The sequence below is a fragment of the Bradyrhizobium sp. cf659 genome (genome assembly GCF_900113725.1).
Classification (GTDB): Bacteria; Pseudomonadota; Alphaproteobacteria; order Rhizobiales; family Xanthobacteraceae; genus Bradyrhizobium.
Window position 1 is genome coordinate 37280 of record NZ_FOQJ01000015.1, and the last position, 18284, is coordinate 55563.

General features: G+C 59.4%; 15 protein-coding genes and 4 pseudogenes. 6 read left to right on the plus strand and 13 right to left on the minus strand.

All coding sequences use genetic code 11. From position 1 onward, the window contains the following. Window positions 1-3: 3 nt before the first annotated feature. Both BM118_RS40935 and BM118_RS40940 read right to left on the minus strand, forming a co-directional pair. Window positions 4-918, minus strand: a complete 915-nt coding sequence (locus BM118_RS40935; protein WP_143099583.1) for a DUF5829 family protein — start codon at window positions 916-918, stop codon at window positions 4-6. 90 nt (window positions 919-1008) lie between these two features. Continuing rightward, window positions 1009-2133, minus strand: a complete 1125-nt coding sequence (locus tag BM118_RS40940) for an acyltransferase (protein WP_143099584.1) — start codon at window positions 2131-2133, stop codon at window positions 1009-1011. A 514-nt stretch (window positions 2134-2647) separates the two neighbouring features. Here BM118_RS40940 and BM118_RS36460 point away from each other — a divergent pair. After that, window positions 2648-3082, plus strand: a pseudogene (locus tag BM118_RS36460) (flavin reductase family protein); the annotation flags it as partial. Between the two features lie 150 nt (window positions 3083-3232). Here the strand turns inward: BM118_RS36460 and trbB are convergent. After that, a pseudogene (gene trbB / locus BM118_RS36465) lies at window positions 3233-3985 on the minus strand (P-type conjugative transfer ATPase TrbB); the annotation flags it as partial. Between the two features lie 412 nt (window positions 3986-4397). Between trbB and BM118_RS41950 the strand changes: the two are divergent. Together BM118_RS41950 and BM118_RS42805 are read left to right on the plus strand one after the other, a co-directional pair. Further along, a complete protein-coding gene (locus BM118_RS41950) occupies window positions 4398-4568 on the plus strand; it encodes a hypothetical protein (protein ID WP_177235012.1) in 171 nt (56 codons plus the stop codon). Window positions 4569-4587: 19 nt separating this feature from the next. After that, window positions 4588-4671, plus strand: a pseudogene (locus BM118_RS42805) (resolvase); the annotation flags it as partial. Between the two features lie 23 nt (window positions 4672-4694). Here the strand turns inward: BM118_RS42805 and BM118_RS36470 are convergent. After that, a pseudogene (locus BM118_RS36470) lies at window positions 4695-4933 on the minus strand (thiaminase II); the annotation flags it as partial. A gap of 900 nt (window positions 4934-5833) precedes the next feature. Between BM118_RS36470 and BM118_RS36475 the strand changes: the two are divergent. After that, window positions 5834-6685 (plus strand): hypothetical protein, encoded by an 852-nt coding sequence (locus BM118_RS36475; protein WP_092192369.1) that lies wholly within the window; start codon window positions 5834-5836, stop codon window positions 6683-6685. Window positions 6686-6719: 34 nt separating this feature from the next. Here the strand turns inward: BM118_RS36475 and BM118_RS36480 are convergent, their stop codons facing one another. From BM118_RS36480 to BM118_RS36525, 9 genes are all read right to left on the minus strand, one after another. Then, complete coding sequence (locus tag BM118_RS36480; RefSeq protein WP_143099585.1) at window positions 6720-7118, minus strand: hypothetical protein; 399 nt, start codon at window positions 7116-7118, stop codon at window positions 6720-6722. Window positions 7119-7753: 635 nt separating this feature from the next. Then, window positions 7754-8779: an aromatic ring-hydroxylating dioxygenase subunit alpha gene (locus BM118_RS36485; RefSeq protein WP_092192373.1), complete on the minus strand. Its 1026-nt coding sequence runs from the start codon at window positions 8777-8779 to the stop codon at window positions 7754-7756. A 17-nt stretch (window positions 8780-8796) separates the two neighbouring features. Further along, entirely contained in the window at window positions 8797-10158 is a 1362-nt protein-coding gene (locus BM118_RS36490) for an amidohydrolase family protein (protein ID WP_092192375.1), read from the minus strand. Further along, window positions 10155-10955 carry an ABC transporter permease gene (locus tag BM118_RS36495; protein WP_092192377.1) on the minus strand — a complete coding sequence of 267 codons (801 nt, stop codon included), beginning with the start codon at window positions 10953-10955 and terminating at the stop codon, window positions 10155-10157. Before BM118_RS36495 ends, BM118_RS36490 begins: the two co-directional genes overlap by 4 nt. Next, the gene (locus tag BM118_RS36500; RefSeq protein ID WP_092192379.1) at window positions 10952-11797 is read right to left on the minus strand and encodes an ABC transporter ATP-binding protein; all 846 of its coding nucleotides are present in this window, start codon (window positions 11795-11797) and stop codon (window positions 10952-10954) included. Before BM118_RS36500 ends, BM118_RS36495 begins: the two co-directional genes overlap by 4 nt. A 16-nt stretch (window positions 11798-11813) precedes the next feature. Further along, complete coding sequence (locus BM118_RS36505) at window positions 11814-12956, minus strand: ABC transporter substrate-binding protein (RefSeq protein WP_244550317.1); 1143 nt, start codon at window positions 12954-12956, stop codon at window positions 11814-11816. Between the two features lie 597 nt (window positions 12957-13553). Continuing rightward, window positions 13554-14909, minus strand: a complete 1356-nt coding sequence (locus BM118_RS36515; protein ID WP_092192385.1) for an FAD-binding oxidoreductase — start codon at window positions 14907-14909, stop codon at window positions 13554-13556. Continuing rightward, entirely contained in the window at window positions 14906-15691 is a 786-nt protein-coding gene (locus tag BM118_RS36520; RefSeq protein ID WP_244550318.1) for a cysteine hydrolase family protein, read from the minus strand. Before BM118_RS36520 ends, BM118_RS36515 begins: the two co-directional genes overlap by 4 nt. 45 nt (window positions 15692-15736) lie before the next feature. Then, the gene (locus BM118_RS36525) at window positions 15737-16156 is read right to left on the minus strand and encodes a cupin domain-containing protein (RefSeq protein ID WP_092192387.1); all 420 of its coding nucleotides are present in this window, start codon (window positions 16154-16156) and stop codon (window positions 15737-15739) included. Between the two features lie 140 nt (window positions 16157-16296). Between BM118_RS36525 and BM118_RS36530 the strand changes: the two genes are divergently transcribed. Both BM118_RS36530 and BM118_RS36535 read left to right on the plus strand, forming a co-directional pair. Then, complete coding sequence (locus tag BM118_RS36530; RefSeq protein ID WP_092192389.1) at window positions 16297-17199, plus strand: LysR family transcriptional regulator; 903 nt, start codon at window positions 16297-16299, stop codon at window positions 17197-17199. 180 nt (window positions 17200-17379) lie between these two features. Beyond that, a complete protein-coding gene (locus BM118_RS36535) occupies window positions 17380-18228 on the plus strand; it encodes a creatininase family protein (RefSeq protein ID WP_092192391.1) in 849 nt (282 codons plus the stop codon). The last annotated feature ends 56 nt before the right edge of the window (window positions 18229-18284 follow it).

The window sequence follows — 18284 nt, forward strand, 5'->3', positions numbered from 1 at the left end:
GCCTCACAACGCCTTGCGGTGAGGAAGAAACGTCCACAAGGCCGAGCAATCGTCAGGGCCTGCGGGCGACAATACGAGGAATGACTCGGAGCCGAAATCAAAGCGGCGGCCAGGTGCGGGTCTGGCCATCTTTATCGTCAGCTCCACGGTTCCTTCTCGTGGGGACTCATCCGCGAGGAAGATAAATTCGGCATCTATTCCACGCACGCGGATGCCAGATTCCATGGTCGACACTTCATATCCCAGGGTCGAGAGGATGGCCGAAGCCCGTTCAATTCGAGCGGGACGCAATCGGACAGTCACCAGGGCAATGTCTTCCATGAGGTGGTCAGCCGTATGCAACCGGCCAAGGGCCGCGTTGAAACGTTCCGACCGATCCTGCCGGCCACCGGGCCCGGCCTTCGCACCGATCTCTGCCAGGAAACCGGGTTGCATTTCATGCAGGAATAAAGCGACCGGGCTGATCCCGCCCAGTTCGGGTCTGGTGAATTCATACCAAGGGCTTCGGTTACGGCCACCATCAGCCGTTGGCGTAACCCGTTGCACGATCTCGCTGCTAAACGGAATCCCGGCCGAACGAAGTTCTCTATGGGCTCCTTTCATTTCGCCGGGATGATCAAAGCTGAGTACAATGCCTGCACAGTGTTCAATAAACGTATCGTTGCCGCCGAATCTGTCTTGGAATATCTCGACAACAGTGTTTTTGCCGTAGGCTCGTGTTGCCGTGTAAGATGACAGCAATGAGCTCTCCGAAGAGCGGGTTGCAAATCGACTGAACTGTTCACCGCGAAGGAGTTCGCATTCGTTGATGAGTTTCAACGCTTCGGCGCCGACCGTCAGGAAGACGTGGTCTAAATGCGGAGGGGTCGCAAATGCCACGTCACGGCTGTCGATCTCATTGTTGCGATGTTGAGTCATTGCGTGATTACCCTTCCCTCGAGAGGTCGCTGCTTCGCTTTGGAGTTATTGCGTATCTGGTCTCTGTCGACCGGAGCACGCGTGACGTCGTCATGCGCGGTGGCACATGTGCGCTTCAAGTCCATCAAATGTTGGCACGAGGACAAAGCCAGTTGGCGCAGTTAGTGCGCAAAAGATACGAACCGGTGGTCCATTGCCAAGATCAATCGTGTGAACTGGCATTCGTGCATAGTTTGTCGAGACAACGTCCGTTTGATTGTTGAATATATAGGTATCTGGAGCGCTCAACTCGATCCGGTCGTTCCGGATATGAAGGGCCGACGACAAGTAGTCCGGATTTCGCACGCTGTTCACAGCCTCGTGTATTCTTCTCGCAGTGTCACGTGCCGCTAACGGCGAGTCGATCACGTCTGCAACGGGCACGATTGACTCCAGAAACGCATTGCCAATGAACGTGCGAGTAATATTTGGATGTACATTTCTCACGTTTACCGGGACGCGAAGACGGAGCGCCGTAGCACCGCCCAGAAGTGTTGGGCCGTAACGATGAACCAAAAATGCCGTCAGTGCTTCGTTGAGGGTTGGCACGAACTGATCTGTCGCAAGCTCGGCGCGTAGCGAATCCAAAAACTCTCGGCCAAAAGCGATTACGCTGAACTCGCGCTTCACGCGGAAGTTTTCTTGTCCAGATGCGATCCGCGCATCCGGCGTGTTAGATTGGATTATTTGGTCTAGCTGTTGCTCTGGGGATAGACGAGACGGAGGTGCCGCTGCCAACTGTTCGAGCAAATACGACATAAAGAGATAGAACGAATAGCCATCGCCAACCGCGTGCGACATGCTTAATCCAATCACAGCTCCACCGTTCACGGGGGTCAGAGTGGCGGTGAAAACCGGATCTCCTGGCGCCAGGTCTAAGCCAGTCACGAAAAGTGGAAGGTGGTTCGCGGTATCTGAATCAGGGTCCCAGATCACCGGTGATCGTACTATCAGGCGTTGCGGGCTCTCTAGCGGTACCAGCTCGGACGATCCACGCTGCGATCGCGCGAGCGCGGTCGCAAATTGCGGAAATCGTTCGAACGCCCGACTGAGTGCGAAGTTGAACCGCTCGATGTCGGGCACGTATCTGTAACTGAGCACACGAATGACCGACGGTGCCAGACCGAACGACTGGTCATAAGCGGAGAGCGGGATCGGAGCCGAGCATCTGATCATCGCTGCTTTCCTCAATATGCAGTCGCTTCGATTGCGCGGTGACGTCGTGCCGAGTGAGCACAGGTTTGCCCGCTGGAAGCGGTCGCCCGATTTCACGACAAGCGGCACTGCTCCGTGAATTCATTTCAATCACAGGATGATTTGCGCGTGCAACTACCACACTAGGTAGGTGCGATGAAGAACATCTGAATTGACCGGCACCATAGGAGAGTGCGACGAAAGCAGAGCCTCAGTAGCGGAAACACCCCATGATGGAATCGGGAGATAGGTGGGATAATCCAATCTAGCGATCGCAACCCCGATGGATTGATTGTCCGATGCTTTTCAGATCTGCAGCAGAGCTGTCGATGCGTCATTTGTCCGTCATTTGCGCGACATCGGAAACCGCATCCGGGCTCGTGGTCCGTTGGTTCCGCCTTGTCCAACGAGCTGAGCGAGTCTGAGTATTCGGCATCCGTTTGACCAAATCTGATGAGGACGTGTTATGACAATGCGTGAACACTTCTTGGAGGGAATGAGCAAGGTCGCGGCCACGGTCAGCATAGTAACAACATACAGTACAAAAGGACGGCAAGGAGCCACCGTTTCCGCAATGTCATCTGTGTCTGCTGACACACCGAATCCGACGTTGTTGATATGTATCAAGGAAACTAGCGCTACTGCGGAAGCAATAAGAGCCTCGGGTGTGTTCTGTGTGAACGTTCTACAAAATAGCCAAGCGCATATCTCGGATCGTTTCGCAAGAACTTCGCAAACCCTAGATAACGACAAGTTTTCCTGCGCCGATTGGAATTTGGACGCGCTTGGCTCTCCACAAATCGTTGGGGGACTTGTTGCCTTTAGCTGCATCCTTTCCTCGTGGCAAAAGGTGGGCACTCACGTTGTTCTTTTTGGTGATGTCAAAGACGTTGTTATTGCAAATGAGGGGTCACCGCTTATCTATCTGCATCGCTTATATTCCTCTGCTGTTCCGATTTATGGACCGCCACAAGAAGACCACGCTAGACCCGACGCGGTAGGTTCGGTCGCCATTCATGCCGGGACCGCGCTCGGCGTGCTGCGCCGACCGGAGCAAGTGAAGGCGGGCTTCTTTGCTAGCGCCGATGCCGCCGGGATGGCCGGTGCCCCAGGCCTTGATCAGATCAAGTGCTTCAGCGCCGCACACGTCGCCGATTGGGATTCAGTCCGGTCGCAAACGAAGTGACGACCGCACGAGATTTGACGGTGAAGCCACGCCGCCCTTGGTGCGCAAGGCCCTGAGGTTCGGCGCGTTTGCACTACAATTCGCGCGTATCCTCGATCAGCGCCACCCGATCGGACGTCTTTGCAATTTCCGCAAGAAGGGCGTTGGTCAGCGTAGTCTTGCCGGTCGACGTACCGCGGCGACCAGAACGTTACTGCGCTCACCAACCGGAGACCGCAGGGCCTCGGCCTGGTCAGAGGTCATGATGCCGGTGGCGACGTAGTCGTCGAGCCTGAACACGGCTGCTGCTGGTTTGCGGATAGCAAAGGCCGGGCCCGCGACCACGACCACTGGCGGCAACAGACCTTCGAAACGCTCGCCGGTCTCGGGCAGTTCAGCGGAAACGCGCGGCGCGCCAGCATGCACTTCGGCACCGGCGTGGTGCGCCACCAGCCGAACGATGCGTTCTCCGTCAGCGGCCGAGAGGCTCTCTCCCGTGTCGGTCAAGCCGCTCGACAGCCGATCAATCCACAACCGGCCATCGGGGTTGAGCATCACCTCGGAGATCGAGGCGTCCTCCAGGTATCGCGCAAGAGCGGGGCCAAGCGCGCTACGGAGCACGCGAGCGCCGCGCGAGATCGCCTCTGCTTGAGCCGAATGAATTGCCATCGCCGCCCCCAGCAACGAGGCCGCTTGAGAAGCGCCCTCAGATGGGGGGAATAGGCAAGGCAAGAACTAGCCCGGCGCAACAACACTCCCAAGGTGATCGTAGAATGGCGTAGAAAGAGAAAGTCTAGGCGAGATGATTGATTCCGAAGACACTGCTATCGACGTCTTGGCCACGAAGATTTGGCATGATCTGATGACCCAGTTAATTTCCAATCCAAGCCGAAGCGCGCCAGTTTTCGCGCGACGCGAAAATGCGATCCGGCACGCTGGGACCAGAAATCGTCCGGTCGAACACGGCCGCTGTATCCAGGGCCTGGCATGGGGTTTCTCTTATTGTTGCCTATCGTAAAGCTGATGATGCTGGGGATTATCCCGGCGCGACCGACGATCAATGGCGTTACGATGAAAGAGGTTGGCATTCAAAAGCGAAGACATCGCCATGTGCAACGAACCGGAGTTGACGCTTGCGCAGCAGAGCGGCAACGCGCCCGATCCACATCTCGTCAAATTCGTGCGTCTGCTGACTCGCCATGCGGCACGGCGCTGGTACGAACAAGACAACAAGGAGTCGAAGCGCTCCTGACTCTACCGGAGACCATTTCATGAAGGTCGCGCTTTACGCCCGCTACTCCAGTGACAACCAGCGCGGCGCGTCGATCGCGGACCAATTTCGCGTCTTCAGGTTATGAGCCTGACGATTGCCGAACGGCTATTCGACAAGCCGACCCGCGCGCCAGCTCATCTCCCAGAAATCTGCCTCAAGTCGGGTGGCTTCCTTGAAGATCGCAATCAGCTCTGCTTCGCGGGCCGGCGTGGCGTAGAAGTCGGCGAGATCCTCCAAGTGCGCTCGCGCTTTCGCCGCGACCTCCTGGTATGGCGCGCCGGCGTACTCGGCGATCCAAGCGCGAGAGGGTTTGTCGCAGCGTTCGCATTGGGTCGTGCGGCTAGCGTGCTTTAGACGCTCGAAGAAGCTCACGATCTATTTCGCCTAGCTTGCTTTCCCATGAATCTCGTTTGCTCGCTACCAATAGCGCGCGAACCGGGACGCTGACCTTGACAGGCCGCGGCGATCGGCCGACGGCGATGCCGCACGGAATTCGGCTGCCGTCGGTCGCCGACTTACGTTCTCACGTTATCACCAACAGAACGCAATGCCCTAAGTCCAAGTTTCGATTGCAGACGAGCCGCACCAGTTTCGCACCAGAAACAACCCGCACGAAGCGCGGCGAATTTGGTCGAATTCTACGAAAAGCGCAAGAAACTCAACGGCGGCGGCCATTATCCCGCCGCTCATAACGGTCTGGTTGCAGGTTCGAGTCCTGCCGGGCCCACTAGGAATATCAGTATCTTGCTCAGTCTTCGTTGCGTCCACCGCGACGACCGCACCAGAAACCGCACCAGATACGCCACTTTTCGTTTGTGCGCTGTTCGTGAGGGCGTCAGGCAAGCTCGCTTACTGATGAGTGGATGCGACAGTCCATCCACAATCCTCGCCTTTCCGGCCGCCGGAGAAAGACCGACATAAGCAGTCTCTGCCTTCGGCGATGGAGTCGGACATCTCGCGTGAAGCGGAAGTCAGCTCATAACACCAATCATGCCCACTAAGGGCCAAAAGCCGAAGTAAGGATCGGCAATAAGCAGACGGTCGTTAATGGTCAGCGGAGGGACCACAAGCTGCCGCAAAGCCTAGAAGTGCCTCCTGAGGCCCCTTTTGGGGCCGAATTATTTTCGCGGACTCGCAACTTTCGATCGAACCAGTTTAGCGCGAGACGTCACGAAGGGGTAGCGGCGGCCACCTTCGCGTTGTGGTTGTTCGCTCAAGGGACACATTTTCAACGGGGACAAGTCATGAAGTCACTGTCGCGCTCGCTCACTCTCGCTTTGCTTTTCGGTTCTGCTTCGATGCCCGCGAACGCGGGCCCGCTAGACTTTGTCACCAAACCACTCACGGCGCCCTTCGAGGCGGCGAAGAAGGTAATTCAAGGTCGTCCCCCTGGAGAGATCATCCAGGATCAGATCGACCGGCATGTTGATCCCGCTCGCGAGGCTCTGAATCAGGTCCAGAGGGCACACGACTTCATCAACAACGCGCAGAGAGACCTCATCAGTCGCAACCTTGGCCCCGGATGGCGCGAGGGCTTCGACACCCTTACCGCTGCTCAACGGATTCAACAGGAGATCGGCTTCACTACTGGGCGCTATCTCGCTGACTGCGCCCAGAAGGGCCAGTGCGGCCTGGATCAGCTCGCCGCGGTGCCTGTAGCGGCGGCAATGCGAGACGCGTACAAGGTATACGCGCCACGTTCGCAGCCGCTAAGCCCTCAGCTCATAAATTACCTGAGGGGTGTAGTTCCAATAAACGTGCTCGCGTCTGCGCGCTGGACGGTCGGCAACGTCCCCAACTTGACTGTGCCTGGTTTCTTAAACGCGGCGAACGAAGCTGGCGGCAACGGATTTGCCGTGACGCTCGGCAACGTGATGATCTTTTCTCGGATGCCAGATCCCAACACAGACATGACGTGGCTGCTGCACGAGATGTTCCATATCGAGCAGTACATGCGCTTTAGCGACAACCCTCTTGAATCCATCGACGGCTTTGCTGTCGCCTACATCCAGCACTACAACGCAATGGAGAACGAGGCGGAGACCAACGCCGAACAACGAGAAGCACTTCTTCCCCAGTACTATTCGATGCGATAAGCGCCTCCAAAGAGAACCCAGTCCTCGTCAGGTCCTACTTGCTTTGGATGATCGTGGCGGAGACCGTGGTGTTCGTAATGGCCACGGTCCCGCTGACTTTGACCCATTGGACGTTCAACGGCACGTTGACGTGAACAACCTGAGGGGTCGCTTTGGCGGTAACGGTCGTGCCGCTCACTTTCAGACCGATACCTCCGCTCCCATTGTCGAGATAGGTATCGACATTCATCAGTGTGTTGCTGGAGGCGGTCAGCAGCACATCGAGATTGGCCGACGTGTCGTCAACCGGAGCGGCCGTCGGCTTGGTCACGGCAGTGATGGTGGAGGCCGAGCGGACGGAGAACTTGCCGCTTCGTGAGGCTGCAGGCCAGGTCTGGGCATTTACGGACAGGCAAACAACAAACGCGAGCAACAGAGACAGAACGTACTCCAAGTATTTATCCCTTTCATTGGTACACCGCGTTGCGCCTTCATAAATTGCTCGATTTGTATCCAGAAGAATTGAACGTGCAGTTCGCCTACGAGGCTCAGCAATTAGTCGCTATCGGCTTCTCGCTATTTCCGGCATGAAGAAGCGGCGAGAAGAAAGAACAAAGGCAGCCGGTTTGTCGGAATAGCCACGACCCGTCTGTCGGAATGACGACCGCGACAAACCCCTAAGCTATTGAAAAGCTTGGTGGGCGCACCAGGGCTCGAACCTGGGACCCGCTGATTAAGAGACACCCTTACAACATTGATTTCTCGAGAGAATTTTCCCAACCAAGCCAAAATCCGATCGTTACGGACCATTGGCTTACAGCGAAAAGTCCAACCACGAGAACGCACATAGTTGACGGCGCAAGGAATGGAGCCGCCAGTTCGTTGATCGACAGCTTACCCCCACGTCCAAAGCAGACGATATGCCCAGAGCGTGTCGGCCGTCACTACATCGCGCGCCTCCAATTGCGGAGCACGCTCTATCGCCATCTCACGCAAGGCGCATCCGCAGACAACACCAGCGTCAGCCTGCGCAATAGTGCGAGAGCGATTCACCAATTGCTGCCATCCACCTACTCCAAGGTAGGGTGGTCACGCCCATACACTTCGCGGCAGCTCTTCTTCGCCATGCTGCCGAAGTAGGTCGAGCAGCCTCTTGCGCATGATCATTCCGGGGCGATCGGACGGCATATGCATCTCGATCTTGCGGCCCATATCAACGATCGCATCGGGGTCGGTTGATTCCAGCATATCGCGATCTTCGGCGATGATCGCCGCGTCCCAATCGATCAACTCCTGCGTGGAGCAGTCGGCTTCGGTGTCGTTACGAAACAGCAACTGCACGACCTGGATCTGGCCGTCCGAGATCGGCGTCGCGCAGTTGAAGATGATGTGGCGGATACCGGACGGATATTCCATGTCGAGGCGCCGGCAGAACGGCATGAACCATTTGTTGCGTTGATGCCGCCTGGTCGTCGGCTCGGTCGTTCCGGTGATCCTGTAAGCGCCAGGCGGATTTCGCACCGTGACGATGGTTTCAGCATCGAAGCCGAATTCGGTCTCGACGATCTCGTATTTCTCGGGCTTCGGTTGATTGATGTCACCGAAAGTGCCCTTGTGCACAAAGGCAAAGTGGGCATTGTCGAAGGAGTTCTCCATTAGCCGCAGCGCGGCGGTATTCCACTTGTCGTAGAACTGGTTGATGCGCCGATAGCCCGTCATCCCGTCTTCAGGAATTGCAGGGATGTCGCTCAAGGGTTCGCCGAGCGCGACCCAGACATAGCCATAGCGGGCCTGGGCTCGAAACGAGCGCGCCTTGGCATCGGGGACCGGTTGCTCGAACGGAAATTGCGGGATCATCACGAGCTTGCCGTCGCGATCATATTCCCAACCATGATAGCCGCAGACGATATTGCCGTTATTGCACCAGCCTTTCGACAGCTTCGCAGTGCGATGGCAGCAACGATCTTCCAGCGCAGCGGGTTCGCCCCTGGCATCGAGGAACAGGACGATCGGCTCGCCGAGCAGGGTGAACGGCTTTGGTCCGTCCTTGAGATAATCGAGAGGCATCAGCGCATACCAGAACCGGCGCAGCACGGGTTGCCTGGTGCTCAACATAAACTTCCTCCGTTAAACTAGGCAGCGAGTCGAGTGACGACGCGCGCGGCATCCGACTTGAGCTTTTGCAGGTCGAGACCCGGAATGGCGCCGTCTTCGACGACGATGCGGCCGCCGATCAGGAGATAGCGAAGCTTCGCCGAGCCGCCGCAGGTCACCGGCGCAATCAGGGGATCGTGCATGCCGAAATGGCGGGGTTCGTCGAGCTTGAAGATCGCGATATCGGCCTGTTGCCCCGGCGCCAGCGTGCCGACGTGGGGCATGCCGAGCACACGCGCACCGCCTGCGGTCGCCCAATGCACGACGTCCTCGGCCGTCACCGCACTTGCCCCCTTCACCGCGCGATGGGTGTGCCAGGCGCTGTGCATTTCGCAGAGCATGTCGGCCGCTTCATTGGAGGCCGCACCATCAACGCCGAGGGAGACGGCGCCGCCGAGGCGCGCCATCGCATCGGCGGGCGCGACGCCTGAGCCGAGGCGGCAATTGGACTGTGGGCAATGCGCCATGCCGGTGCCGGTGCTCGCGAGAATCCGCACCTCGTCTGCGTCGAGATGCACGAGATGCGCAAACCACACGTCTTCGCCGAGCCAGTCGTGGTCGGCGAGCCAATGAACCGGGCGTCTGCCGTGGACCGACAGGCAGAAATCGACGTAGTCCGAGGTCTCGGAAAGATGACTGTGCAGCCGCACCCCGATTCTGCGCGCTGCGGCGATGACCTCGCGCAGCTCGCCGGGATCGAGCGACCAGGTCGGCGTGGTCGGTGCCAGCGCAACCCGCGACAGACCGCCGGGCGAAGCATCGTGGAAGCGCTGCGCGCAGCCCTCCACCGACTGCAGCATGCGATCGAGGGTTTCGACCGGCATCGCTGCAAACCTGTCGGTAGCGACATGGCGCGCCGTGGTGCCGCCGCCGCGACAAAACACCAGGCGAATGCCGAGACTGCGCGCGACATCGAAGATCACCTGCGCCGGGTCGAACCCGAACGTGTCACTGAAGAGATAGTGGTGATCCGCAACGGTCGTCGTTCCCGACAGCAGCAGCTCCGCCAGCCCGATCCGGGCCGCGACAGCAAGCGCCTCCTCGTCGAATCTCGACCAGAACCGGTAAGGCACCGCGCGCAGCCAGCCGGCCAGCGGCAGGTCGATGCCCGGCTGCACGCCCTTTAGGACGCTCTGGAACAGATGATGATGGGTCGAAACCAGGCCGGGATAGACCACCCCGCCGGCAGCATCGAGCCGTTGCTCGCCCGGTTCTGGTGCAAGCGCGCCGATCTCGACGATCACACCGTCATGGATCCGGATTTGGCCGGCGGTGCGCATGGCGGCACCGGGCAGGCCGGTAAAGATACCGGCGGCATTGTCGATCAGCATCGCACTCATGCCTCCGCCTGGGTCTCGCTGTCGTGCCAATTCGACAGTGCCAGCTGCGACAGCGCGACCATGGCCGCGAACAGCAGGACCCCTGTCAAGGTGATCAGGAACAGTGCAGCGAACATGCGGGGGATATCGAGCGTAAATCCCGCATCGAGAATTTCATAGGCCAGCCCCGACGAGCGGCCGCCGGTGCCGGCCACGAACTCCGCGACCACCGCGCCGATCAGTGCAAGGCCGCTCGAGATCCGCAAACCGCCGAAGAAGTAGGGAAGCGCGCCGGGGATACGCAGCTTCACCAGCGTCTTGAAGCGACTGGCACGATTCATTCGAAAGAAATTCGCAAGCCCCGGATCGACGCTACGTAGGCCAAGCGTCGTGTTGGAGATGATCGGAAACAGCGCCACAAGCGTTGCGCAGATAGTCAGCGACAGCTGGGTGTTCTTCACCAGAATGATGATGAGAGGCGCAATCGCAACGACGGGCGTCACCTGGAGGAGTACCGCGTAAGGAAACAGGCTGACCTCGATCGCCCGGCTCTGCACGAACATGAAGGCGATCAGCGTGCCCAGAATGACCGCTGCCACAAAGGCCTGCAAGGTCACGCGTAAGGTCACTAGCAGCGCACGCAAGAGCGAGGGGCCGTTGTGCAGGAGGCTTGCAAAGATGTCAGTCGGCTTCGGAAAAAGATAGACGGGAACGGAAGCCAGTCGACAGCCGGTCTCCCACACAGCGAACAGGACAATTCCGACCGCAACCGGCGCCGCGATCCGCACAAAGGCTTCGGATTCGAGAAGCGGCTTCACGTTCCTCCTCCGGCCGACTGCAGGGATGCTTCGGCAAGCCAGGTCGACAATTCGCGACAATAGGCCGCGAATTTCGGGCTGTCGCGAAATCCCTGGTCGCGTGGCTGCGGATGATCGATTGTCATGATGCGGAAGATGCGGCCGGGATTCGCGGCCATGACGACGATCCGGGTCGAGAGGAACACGGCCTCGTAGATCGAATGCGTGACGAAGGCTGTGGTCAGCTTGCGTTCCCACGACAGGTTGACGAGATCATCGTCCAGCTTGTTGCGGGTGAACTCGTCGAGGGCACCGAACGGTTCGTCCATCAAGAGAAGGTTGGGATTCGTGACCAAGGCGCGCGCAATGGAGACACGCATCTTCATTCCGCCGGACAGCTGCCGCGGAAAATGCCGGTTGAATGCGGAGAGGCCGACGCGAGCAATGGCATTCGCGACCTTCGGATCGGCCATGGCTCTCGGCATGTTTGCGAACTCGAGCGGCAGGCGGACGTTGGCTTCGATCCGGGCCCAAGGCATCAAGGTCGGCTCCTGGAATACGAACGCGAGGCGCCTGCCCTCCTGCCCCACTTGCGCGAAATCACCGCGCCACCACAGCAGCCGGCCATCAGACGGCTCGATAAGATTGGCGATCAGCTTGAGCAGCGTGCTCTTGCCGCAACCGGACGGACCGATCAGGGTCAGGAATTCGCCATCAGCGATGGAAAGATCAATCGGCGCAAGCCCCCGCGCGCCGTTGGAAAAGACCTTCTCGGCGGACAAGACCTCGACGGCCGGCCCTGGATCGCAAGCCGTCGTCATTTGCTTCGCGTCCTGGTCGAGCGGCTCAACGGGCAACAGCATCCTCGTGTCGGCTCCACTAGTTGACGCCGATCTTCAGATTCTTGACGAAGCGATCGTCAAAAGCCTTGTGCCAGTCGACCTTTGGGTCGAGCAGGCCTCCGGCGACGAGGAATTCATAGATCTGCCGATAACGATCAGCCGTAATGATCCCCAGACCGAGCGTTGCCGCGTCTCCACGGTCGATCGCCTTTATCTCCCGCATTCTTTCCAGCGCAAAGGCAATCTGTCCGTCCGTCATTTTGGCGTTGGCGGCCTTGATCAAGGCATTTGCCGGCGCGGGGTTCTTCATGTAGTCGCGCCAGCCTTCGAGCGATGCCTGGACGAAACGCGCCACCAGATCGGGCTTGTCGGCGATCATCTTCTCGGTGGTGACGATGGTCGAGCCATAAGGCGGATAGCCGCTGTCGGCGAGCAAGAAGAACTTGACCTTCTCGTTCTGCTGCTCGGCCTGATAGGGCTCGGACGACGGATAGGCCTGCTGCGCTACGGTCTTGTCGGCGAAGAAGGGTTGCAGGTTGAACGTATAGGGACGGATCTGCTCGTCGGTATAGCCGTATTTGATCCGCAGCCAGGGCCAGAATGTCGTGCGTGACGATCCCGCGATCAGGATTGGCTTCCCCTTGAGCGCAGCGAGATCGACTATGTCGTCGTGGGTCATGATCCCCTGCAGATCGAACTGAAACGACGAAGCGACCGTCACCAGCGGCAAGTTCTGCTCACGGCCCTTGAGCACCTGGATGTCGTAGCCCATCATGAAATCGGCATCGCCCGCCAGCAGAAACTGCGAGCTGTTCACTTGCGGACCGCCCATCTTGATGGTGACGTCCAGACCAGCCTTGTCATAGAGCCCGGTCGCTTTGGCTTGGTAGAACCCACCATGCTCGGCCTGCGCGAACCAGCTCGTCAGGAATGTCACCTTGTCGGCAGCCGCGGCAGGCGCGAGTGCGGCGCCCAGGGCTGCGCCGACAACCAAACCGGCTACGACCATTCGGGACAGACTTCTCTTCGCCATGCAGGTGCCCCTTGGGGTATCGCGCCGGCGCGGCCGGCGAGCTCGGTGCTGGGAGACGTTCCAGGCTTGAGGATGCACAGGCCGCCTGTCGCCTGAAAGCATTTTTATTCGAGCCATCCGTTGCCTTTCCGGCAATGCCTTTTTCATGTGCAGACGGGGCGGGCTTCGGATAGCAGGATGGATCGGCCGCTAATCCGCTTCGCGGACGCAACTATGGTGCGACCGACGTCACCTTGGCGACACGCGGAATCGCCATTGGAGCTGCCGAATATCGCGTGCAAGCCAGCGCCCGGCATTCCAGCGGCGTCGGGCGGGATGAGCGAACGCGGGAATGGCATTTTCCCGCCCATCTGTCGCCTTTGAGGCGGCGCCGATTTCATGGGCAATGGGCTGCTAGCGACACAGGCTGCGGAAAGAGCAGGAGTTCGACCGACGGCGCTCGCCGAACGTCCATTCCAGCATTCGTCCAACTCCACGCGATCCAGAGATCGACAAAGTGGGAATATTTCGGTTCCCAGATTGCCTTGCTCGCGTCGAACGTCACGCGAATGGGCTCCGAGTTCAACGACGTTACGGTCGGCGTGCTAACGACTGGATTCTTCTCATAACCTTCGCACCCCTGCCGGCACGTCCACCGACCACGCCGATCCTGTCGATGAACGAGCACGAACGGATCGACGCTGACAATGTCAGCGAATTCGGGTCAGCTATTCAAGTGATGCAATCGTGAGGCGGGCCGCTACATCAGGGCCTGTCGCTAACAAAGCTTCTCATCTTCCCAGGATTAAGCAGGCCGTGCGGGTCGACCTCGTGCTTGAAGCCGAGTTGATCCGCATCTGCGCGTTTGTACCGGCTGCCGTCCTCGACGGTAAAGACGTGCGGATTGGCGATAAAGACGCCGCGGTCTTCATGCAACCGGATGATCTCGTTCAGGCGATCTGCATCGGTGTAGCGTATCACCGGCAAGCTGCTGCATGTCACGCGCCCGCCGAAACGAATGAACTCAAGGTGCAGCAGCACTTCGTCCGGAAACAGTTCCCGCATTTCGGCGACCTTCTCCAGGACGCGATCATGCGGGTAGAGACATTGCAGGTAGGTGACAGAACGATCGCTCTTCAGCACCTGGAGCGTCGTGTGGTTCCAGCAATATTCGTAGAGCGGAACCCGGCTGGGACTCTCATCTGTTGGCGTCTCGAGCGTGATAATACCGCGACGGCCGAGTAGCGATTTGAAACTCTCGAACGAAGGCTCGGCGATCATCGCCATGAGCACACTCTTTCCGTCGGGACAGTAGGGTTTCAACGCGCCGAAATAGGATGGCAGCGGCCAGGTGATCGGCGAGAGAACCTTCTTCACGATCCCGTCGGCCATTGCAGCCTCGTAGCCGAAAGCCGCCGCCTCGAGAAAATCATCGAAGGCCACAATGACATCGATCCATTTCCACGCGGGTGCGAGCGGCATTTCCAGCGCCGTGATGATGCCGGTCGTGCCATAAGCGCGATTGACCTTTTGCGCCGCGTCGCCGCGCAATTCGATGACACGGGGCTGCTCTTCGACCGTGACCACGCGAGCAGCCAGGATGTTTCCAGGGTCTCGCAAGCCGCCATAGGTGATCGAGCCGATGCCCCCCGATCCGCCCGCGACAAAACCGCCGATCGTCGCCATGCGCTTCGTGGACGGATGCATCCGTAGTTCCCACCCCTGGGCCTGCGCGACCGCATCGATCGTGTGCATCTTGGCGCCCGCGCCGACACGTACGGCGCCGGGCTTGATCCATTCGATGCTCTCGAGCCCGGAGACATCCAGCAGGACACCGCCCCTGAGCGGCACAGCCTGTCCATAGTTGCCGGTTCCGCCCCCGCGCGCGGTGATCGGTACGCGATGATGCGCGCAGGCGCCCGCGACTTGGATCACGTCTTTTTCGTCGCGCGGCAATACGATCAGATCGGCCGACTTGCCGTCGAGCTGCGCGTTCAGGATCGGACTGTACCAGAAAAAGTCGCGCGAGCGGCGGCGCACGACCTTCTGTTCGGTCACGACGGGGATATCGCCGAGATCGGCGACAAGGCGGTCTAAAGCGTCGGATGCGAGATCGTTCACGATCGATCACTCCCCAATGCAAGATGCACGAGCTCTGCCACGATCACGTCCGACCTGACGACGAATCCAAAGCACTGGTTGACATTGTAGACGGTCGCAGCCATGCAGTATTCCGGCGACGTCGTAGCCGCGCAGTCCTCCAGGAAAACGCAATCGTAACCGCGGAAATTTGCATCCTGGAGCGTGCAAAGCACGCACTGATCGGCGTTGACACCCGCGAACATCAATGTGTGCACACCGAGATTGCGAAGGATGCTGTCAAGCTCGGTATCCTGAAAGCCTGACATCCGGAATTTCTCAACATGGATGTCGTCCGGCTCCACCGGAAGCTCCTCGACGATCGCCGCCGACCAGCTCCCGCGCTCCAGCACCTTGGCGCCTGAGCCCGGTAGCGCATCGCCTAGCCCGGTGCCGGCGCCGCTTGGATTGTACACGTGCAGCAGCGACGGGCTGAGATTGAGCCGGTCGGGTCGGTTGCCCCAGTTGACCCAGATGATGGGTACGCCGGCGCCGCGGAGAACCGGCAGCAAGCGCCGCAAGGGCGCAATTGGACGGCGCGCCGGCGCTATATCGACGCCAATATGGGCCAGCCAGCCCCCGGGATGGCAGAAGTCGTTCTGCATATCCACGACAATAAGCGCGGTGTGCGCGACATCGAATGTGACCAGCTTGGTCTGCGCTTGAACCGACAATGGCCGCGGCAGGACCGGCTGGCGCACCAGATTGGCTTGCCGCTCGGCAACCATCCAGCGGTTCGAGACGCTCGAGCCGAGCGGAAGCAATTCTTGATCGCCCTCGGCAGGGTGGAATGGCCGCATGTCCATCGACTAGAGTCCTTGCAGGACGCGCAAGTCCTCGGCATCGAGCTCGACAGGCTGGCCGCTGCGGATCAGCTCGGAAAAGCCCTCGTTGGGAGTCATCACGGTGAGCGTGTAAAGTTTGCCCGGCCCGGTGTTCTCGACGACGTGCTCGGAGCCGGGATGCAATAGCAGCGAGTCACCCTTCTTGATCGGCAGGCTCTTGCCGTCGCATCGCGCAACGCCGACGCCGTGCAGTACATGAAAGAATTCATACGCCGAGGCGTGCTCGTTCGGAGGCGTCGCCCCTCCCGGCTGGAAGATTTCGATAACGAAAATGCTGCCGATCCGGTCGGTCACCTGATCGAACAGCACTGCGAAATAGTTGGTGTCCCTCGGCGAGATGCGAAAGGCTTTCGCACGCGTGAGTTCGGCGACGCTAAACGGCATGTGATGAATTCCTTGAACGGTGCGCCTGTCGTCATGATGGATGTCGCATGCCGAAGCGTCACGTCAAAGCGCTTTGATTCGACAGACCCGTTGCCTTTTTGGCAACGTGGCGCCATTCTGCCCGGAGATTGGGGGCGAGGATGCTTCACAGCCGGCTGCTAAACTACATCGACGAGGTTGCCCGCACCGGCTCGATCCGCAAGGCTGCGGACCGTCTCAACGTCGCGGCATCGGCGATCAGCCGGCAGATTCTTGCACTCGAAACGCAATTGGGGACGCCGATCTTCCAGCGCCTCCCGAAGAAGCTGATCCTCACTGCCGCCGGCGAAGTCTTGATCGGACATGTCCGTCAGACGCTCAAAGAGCTGAATCGTACCCAGACAAAGATCGAGGAGCTGAAGGGCCTGCGACGGGGAGAAATCACGGTGGCGATGATGAGCGGTCTCGCCTCCAACCTCGTCCCGAGTACGGTGAAGGAGTTTCGAGCTGCCAATCCGCGGGTCAAGCTGAGCCTCACCCTTTTCAATACCGGGGCGGAGATCCAAGTCGCGGTTGCCAGCGGCGAAGCCGATATCGGCATTGGATTTGACTTCGGCAAGGACAGCAATCTGAAAGTTCTCGCCCGCGGCGTCGGACGGCTTGGCGCGGTGATGGCGCCAAATCATCCACTGGCAAAGCGAAGCAGCATCCGTCTCAGCGATTGCATCGATTACCCGCTCGTCATCGCCGACACGACCAGCGCGATCCGGCCTTATCTGGACGCGGCGTTCGCCCGTGTCGCGATCGACCTGCAGCCTGCCATCGAGACGAATTCGATCGAGATCATGCGGCACGCCGTCATCTTGAATGATGGCATTACGTTCCTGACTCCGTTCGACGTCGAGTCCGAGCGACGCGCCGGGCGGCTCACCTACGTGACGGTTCGGGAGCTCTCCCAGGATGCGCAGGCGCTGATGCTGATCGGACATAGCCGCGGCACCAGCGCGATCGCGAGCGTTCTGGCGGAGATGCTGAAGGCAATGATCCGGGAAGTTGCGGGCTGATCCGGTCGGCGGGGCAACATCGAAATCGGTCGGTGGCGTCATGATCCTGTTGCCCAAAGGGCAACGCTACCGACGAAATTCGGCGCTTTTCATGTTCTTGCCGATATTCAAGAATGATCGGCGGCCGCTCGAAGCACAGGAATCGTCGGCTTCTCCGTCAATCGAGGCTAGGCAACCGAGATGAAACTGAAATCGCATTGGTGGTGGGACCTTTCCACAGAGGACTTCCGTCAGCTTGACATGAGCAGGATCGTCGCCGTGCTGCCGGTCGGCGCCGTCGAACAGCATGGACCCCATCTGCCCGTTCGCGTCGATACCGCGATCAATGATGGCATTATGCAGCACGCGGTCGCCCAGATGACCGACGACTTTCCGGCTCTCATCCTGCCAACGATCTCGATCGGAAAATCGAACGAGCATTCAGCGTTCCCGGGTACGCTGACGCTTTCTGCGGAAACGCTGGGCCGCGTCTGGTACGAGGTCTGCGAAAGCGTTCATAGAGCCGGGGTCCGCAAGGTCGTCTTCGTCAACTCGCATGGAGGGCAGCCCCAGGTCATGGAGATCGTCTGCCGCGAGTTGCGTGTCAGGCTGGGCATGCTGGCCGTCTCATCACAATGGTCTCGCTTCACTGATCTGTCGGACCTTTTCACTGCGTCCGAACGCAAGCACGGTATCCACGCGGGAGAAATCGAGACGAGCGTGATGCTCCATCTGCATCCCCGCCTCGTTGACATGACGCTTGCGGAGAACTTCAGGTCCCTGTCGCAGACCCTCGAGACGGAATGCGAGATCCTCATGCCGGAGGGCCACGCAACTGGGTTCGGCTGGCAAATGCAGGACATCAATCCGAAGGGCGCCTGCGGTAACGCCGCCCTCGCGGATGGTGAGCGCGGCCGCGCCACCATCGACCGTGCGGCAAGTCGCTTGATCAAGCTGATCTCGGAGGTTGACCGGTACCCGCTCTCGCGGCTGAGGCCGACAGCGGACTACGAACGCCCGACTGCGGGCGGCGCGCCGCGAGACGCCTGAGCCAAGCCCAAACGCATGAATTCACGTCGATGAAGTCCAGGCAGATGTCCCCAAAC

Excerpts from the sequence above, each read along its gene's own strand:
- BM118_RS40935 (WP_143099583.1), bottom strand. The coding sequence starts at position 918 with ATGACTCAACATCGCAACAATGAGATCGACAGCCGTGACGTGGCATTT.
- BM118_RS40940 (WP_143099584.1), bottom strand. The coding sequence starts at position 2,133 with ATGATCAGATGCTCGGCTCCGATCCCGCTCTCCGCTTATGACCAGTCG.
- BM118_RS36475 (WP_092192369.1), top strand. The coding sequence starts at position 5,834 with ATGAAGTCACTGTCGCGCTCGCTCACTCTCGCTTTGCTTTTCGGTTCT.
- BM118_RS36485 (WP_092192373.1), bottom strand. The coding sequence starts at position 8,779 with ATGTTGAGCACCAGGCAACCCGTGCTGCGCCGGTTCTGGTATGCGCTG.
- BM118_RS36490 (WP_092192375.1), bottom strand. The coding sequence starts at position 10,158 with ATGAGTGCGATGCTGATCGACAATGCCGCCGGTATCTTTACCGGCCTG.
- BM118_RS36500 (WP_092192379.1), bottom strand. The coding sequence starts at position 11,797 with ATGCTGTTGCCCGTTGAGCCGCTCGACCAGGACGCGAAGCAAATGACG.
- BM118_RS36505 (WP_244550317.1), bottom strand. The coding sequence starts at position 12,956 with ATGAAAAAGGCATTGCCGGAAAGGCAACGGATGGCTCGAATAAAAATG.
- BM118_RS36525 (WP_092192387.1), bottom strand. The coding sequence starts at position 16,156 with ATGCCGTTTAGCGTCGCCGAACTCACGCGTGCGAAAGCCTTTCGCATC.
- BM118_RS36530 (WP_092192389.1), top strand. The coding sequence starts at position 16,297 with ATGCTTCACAGCCGGCTGCTAAACTACATCGACGAGGTTGCCCGCACC.
- BM118_RS36535 (WP_092192391.1), top strand. The coding sequence starts at position 17,380 with ATGAAACTGAAATCGCATTGGTGGTGGGACCTTTCCACAGAGGACTTC.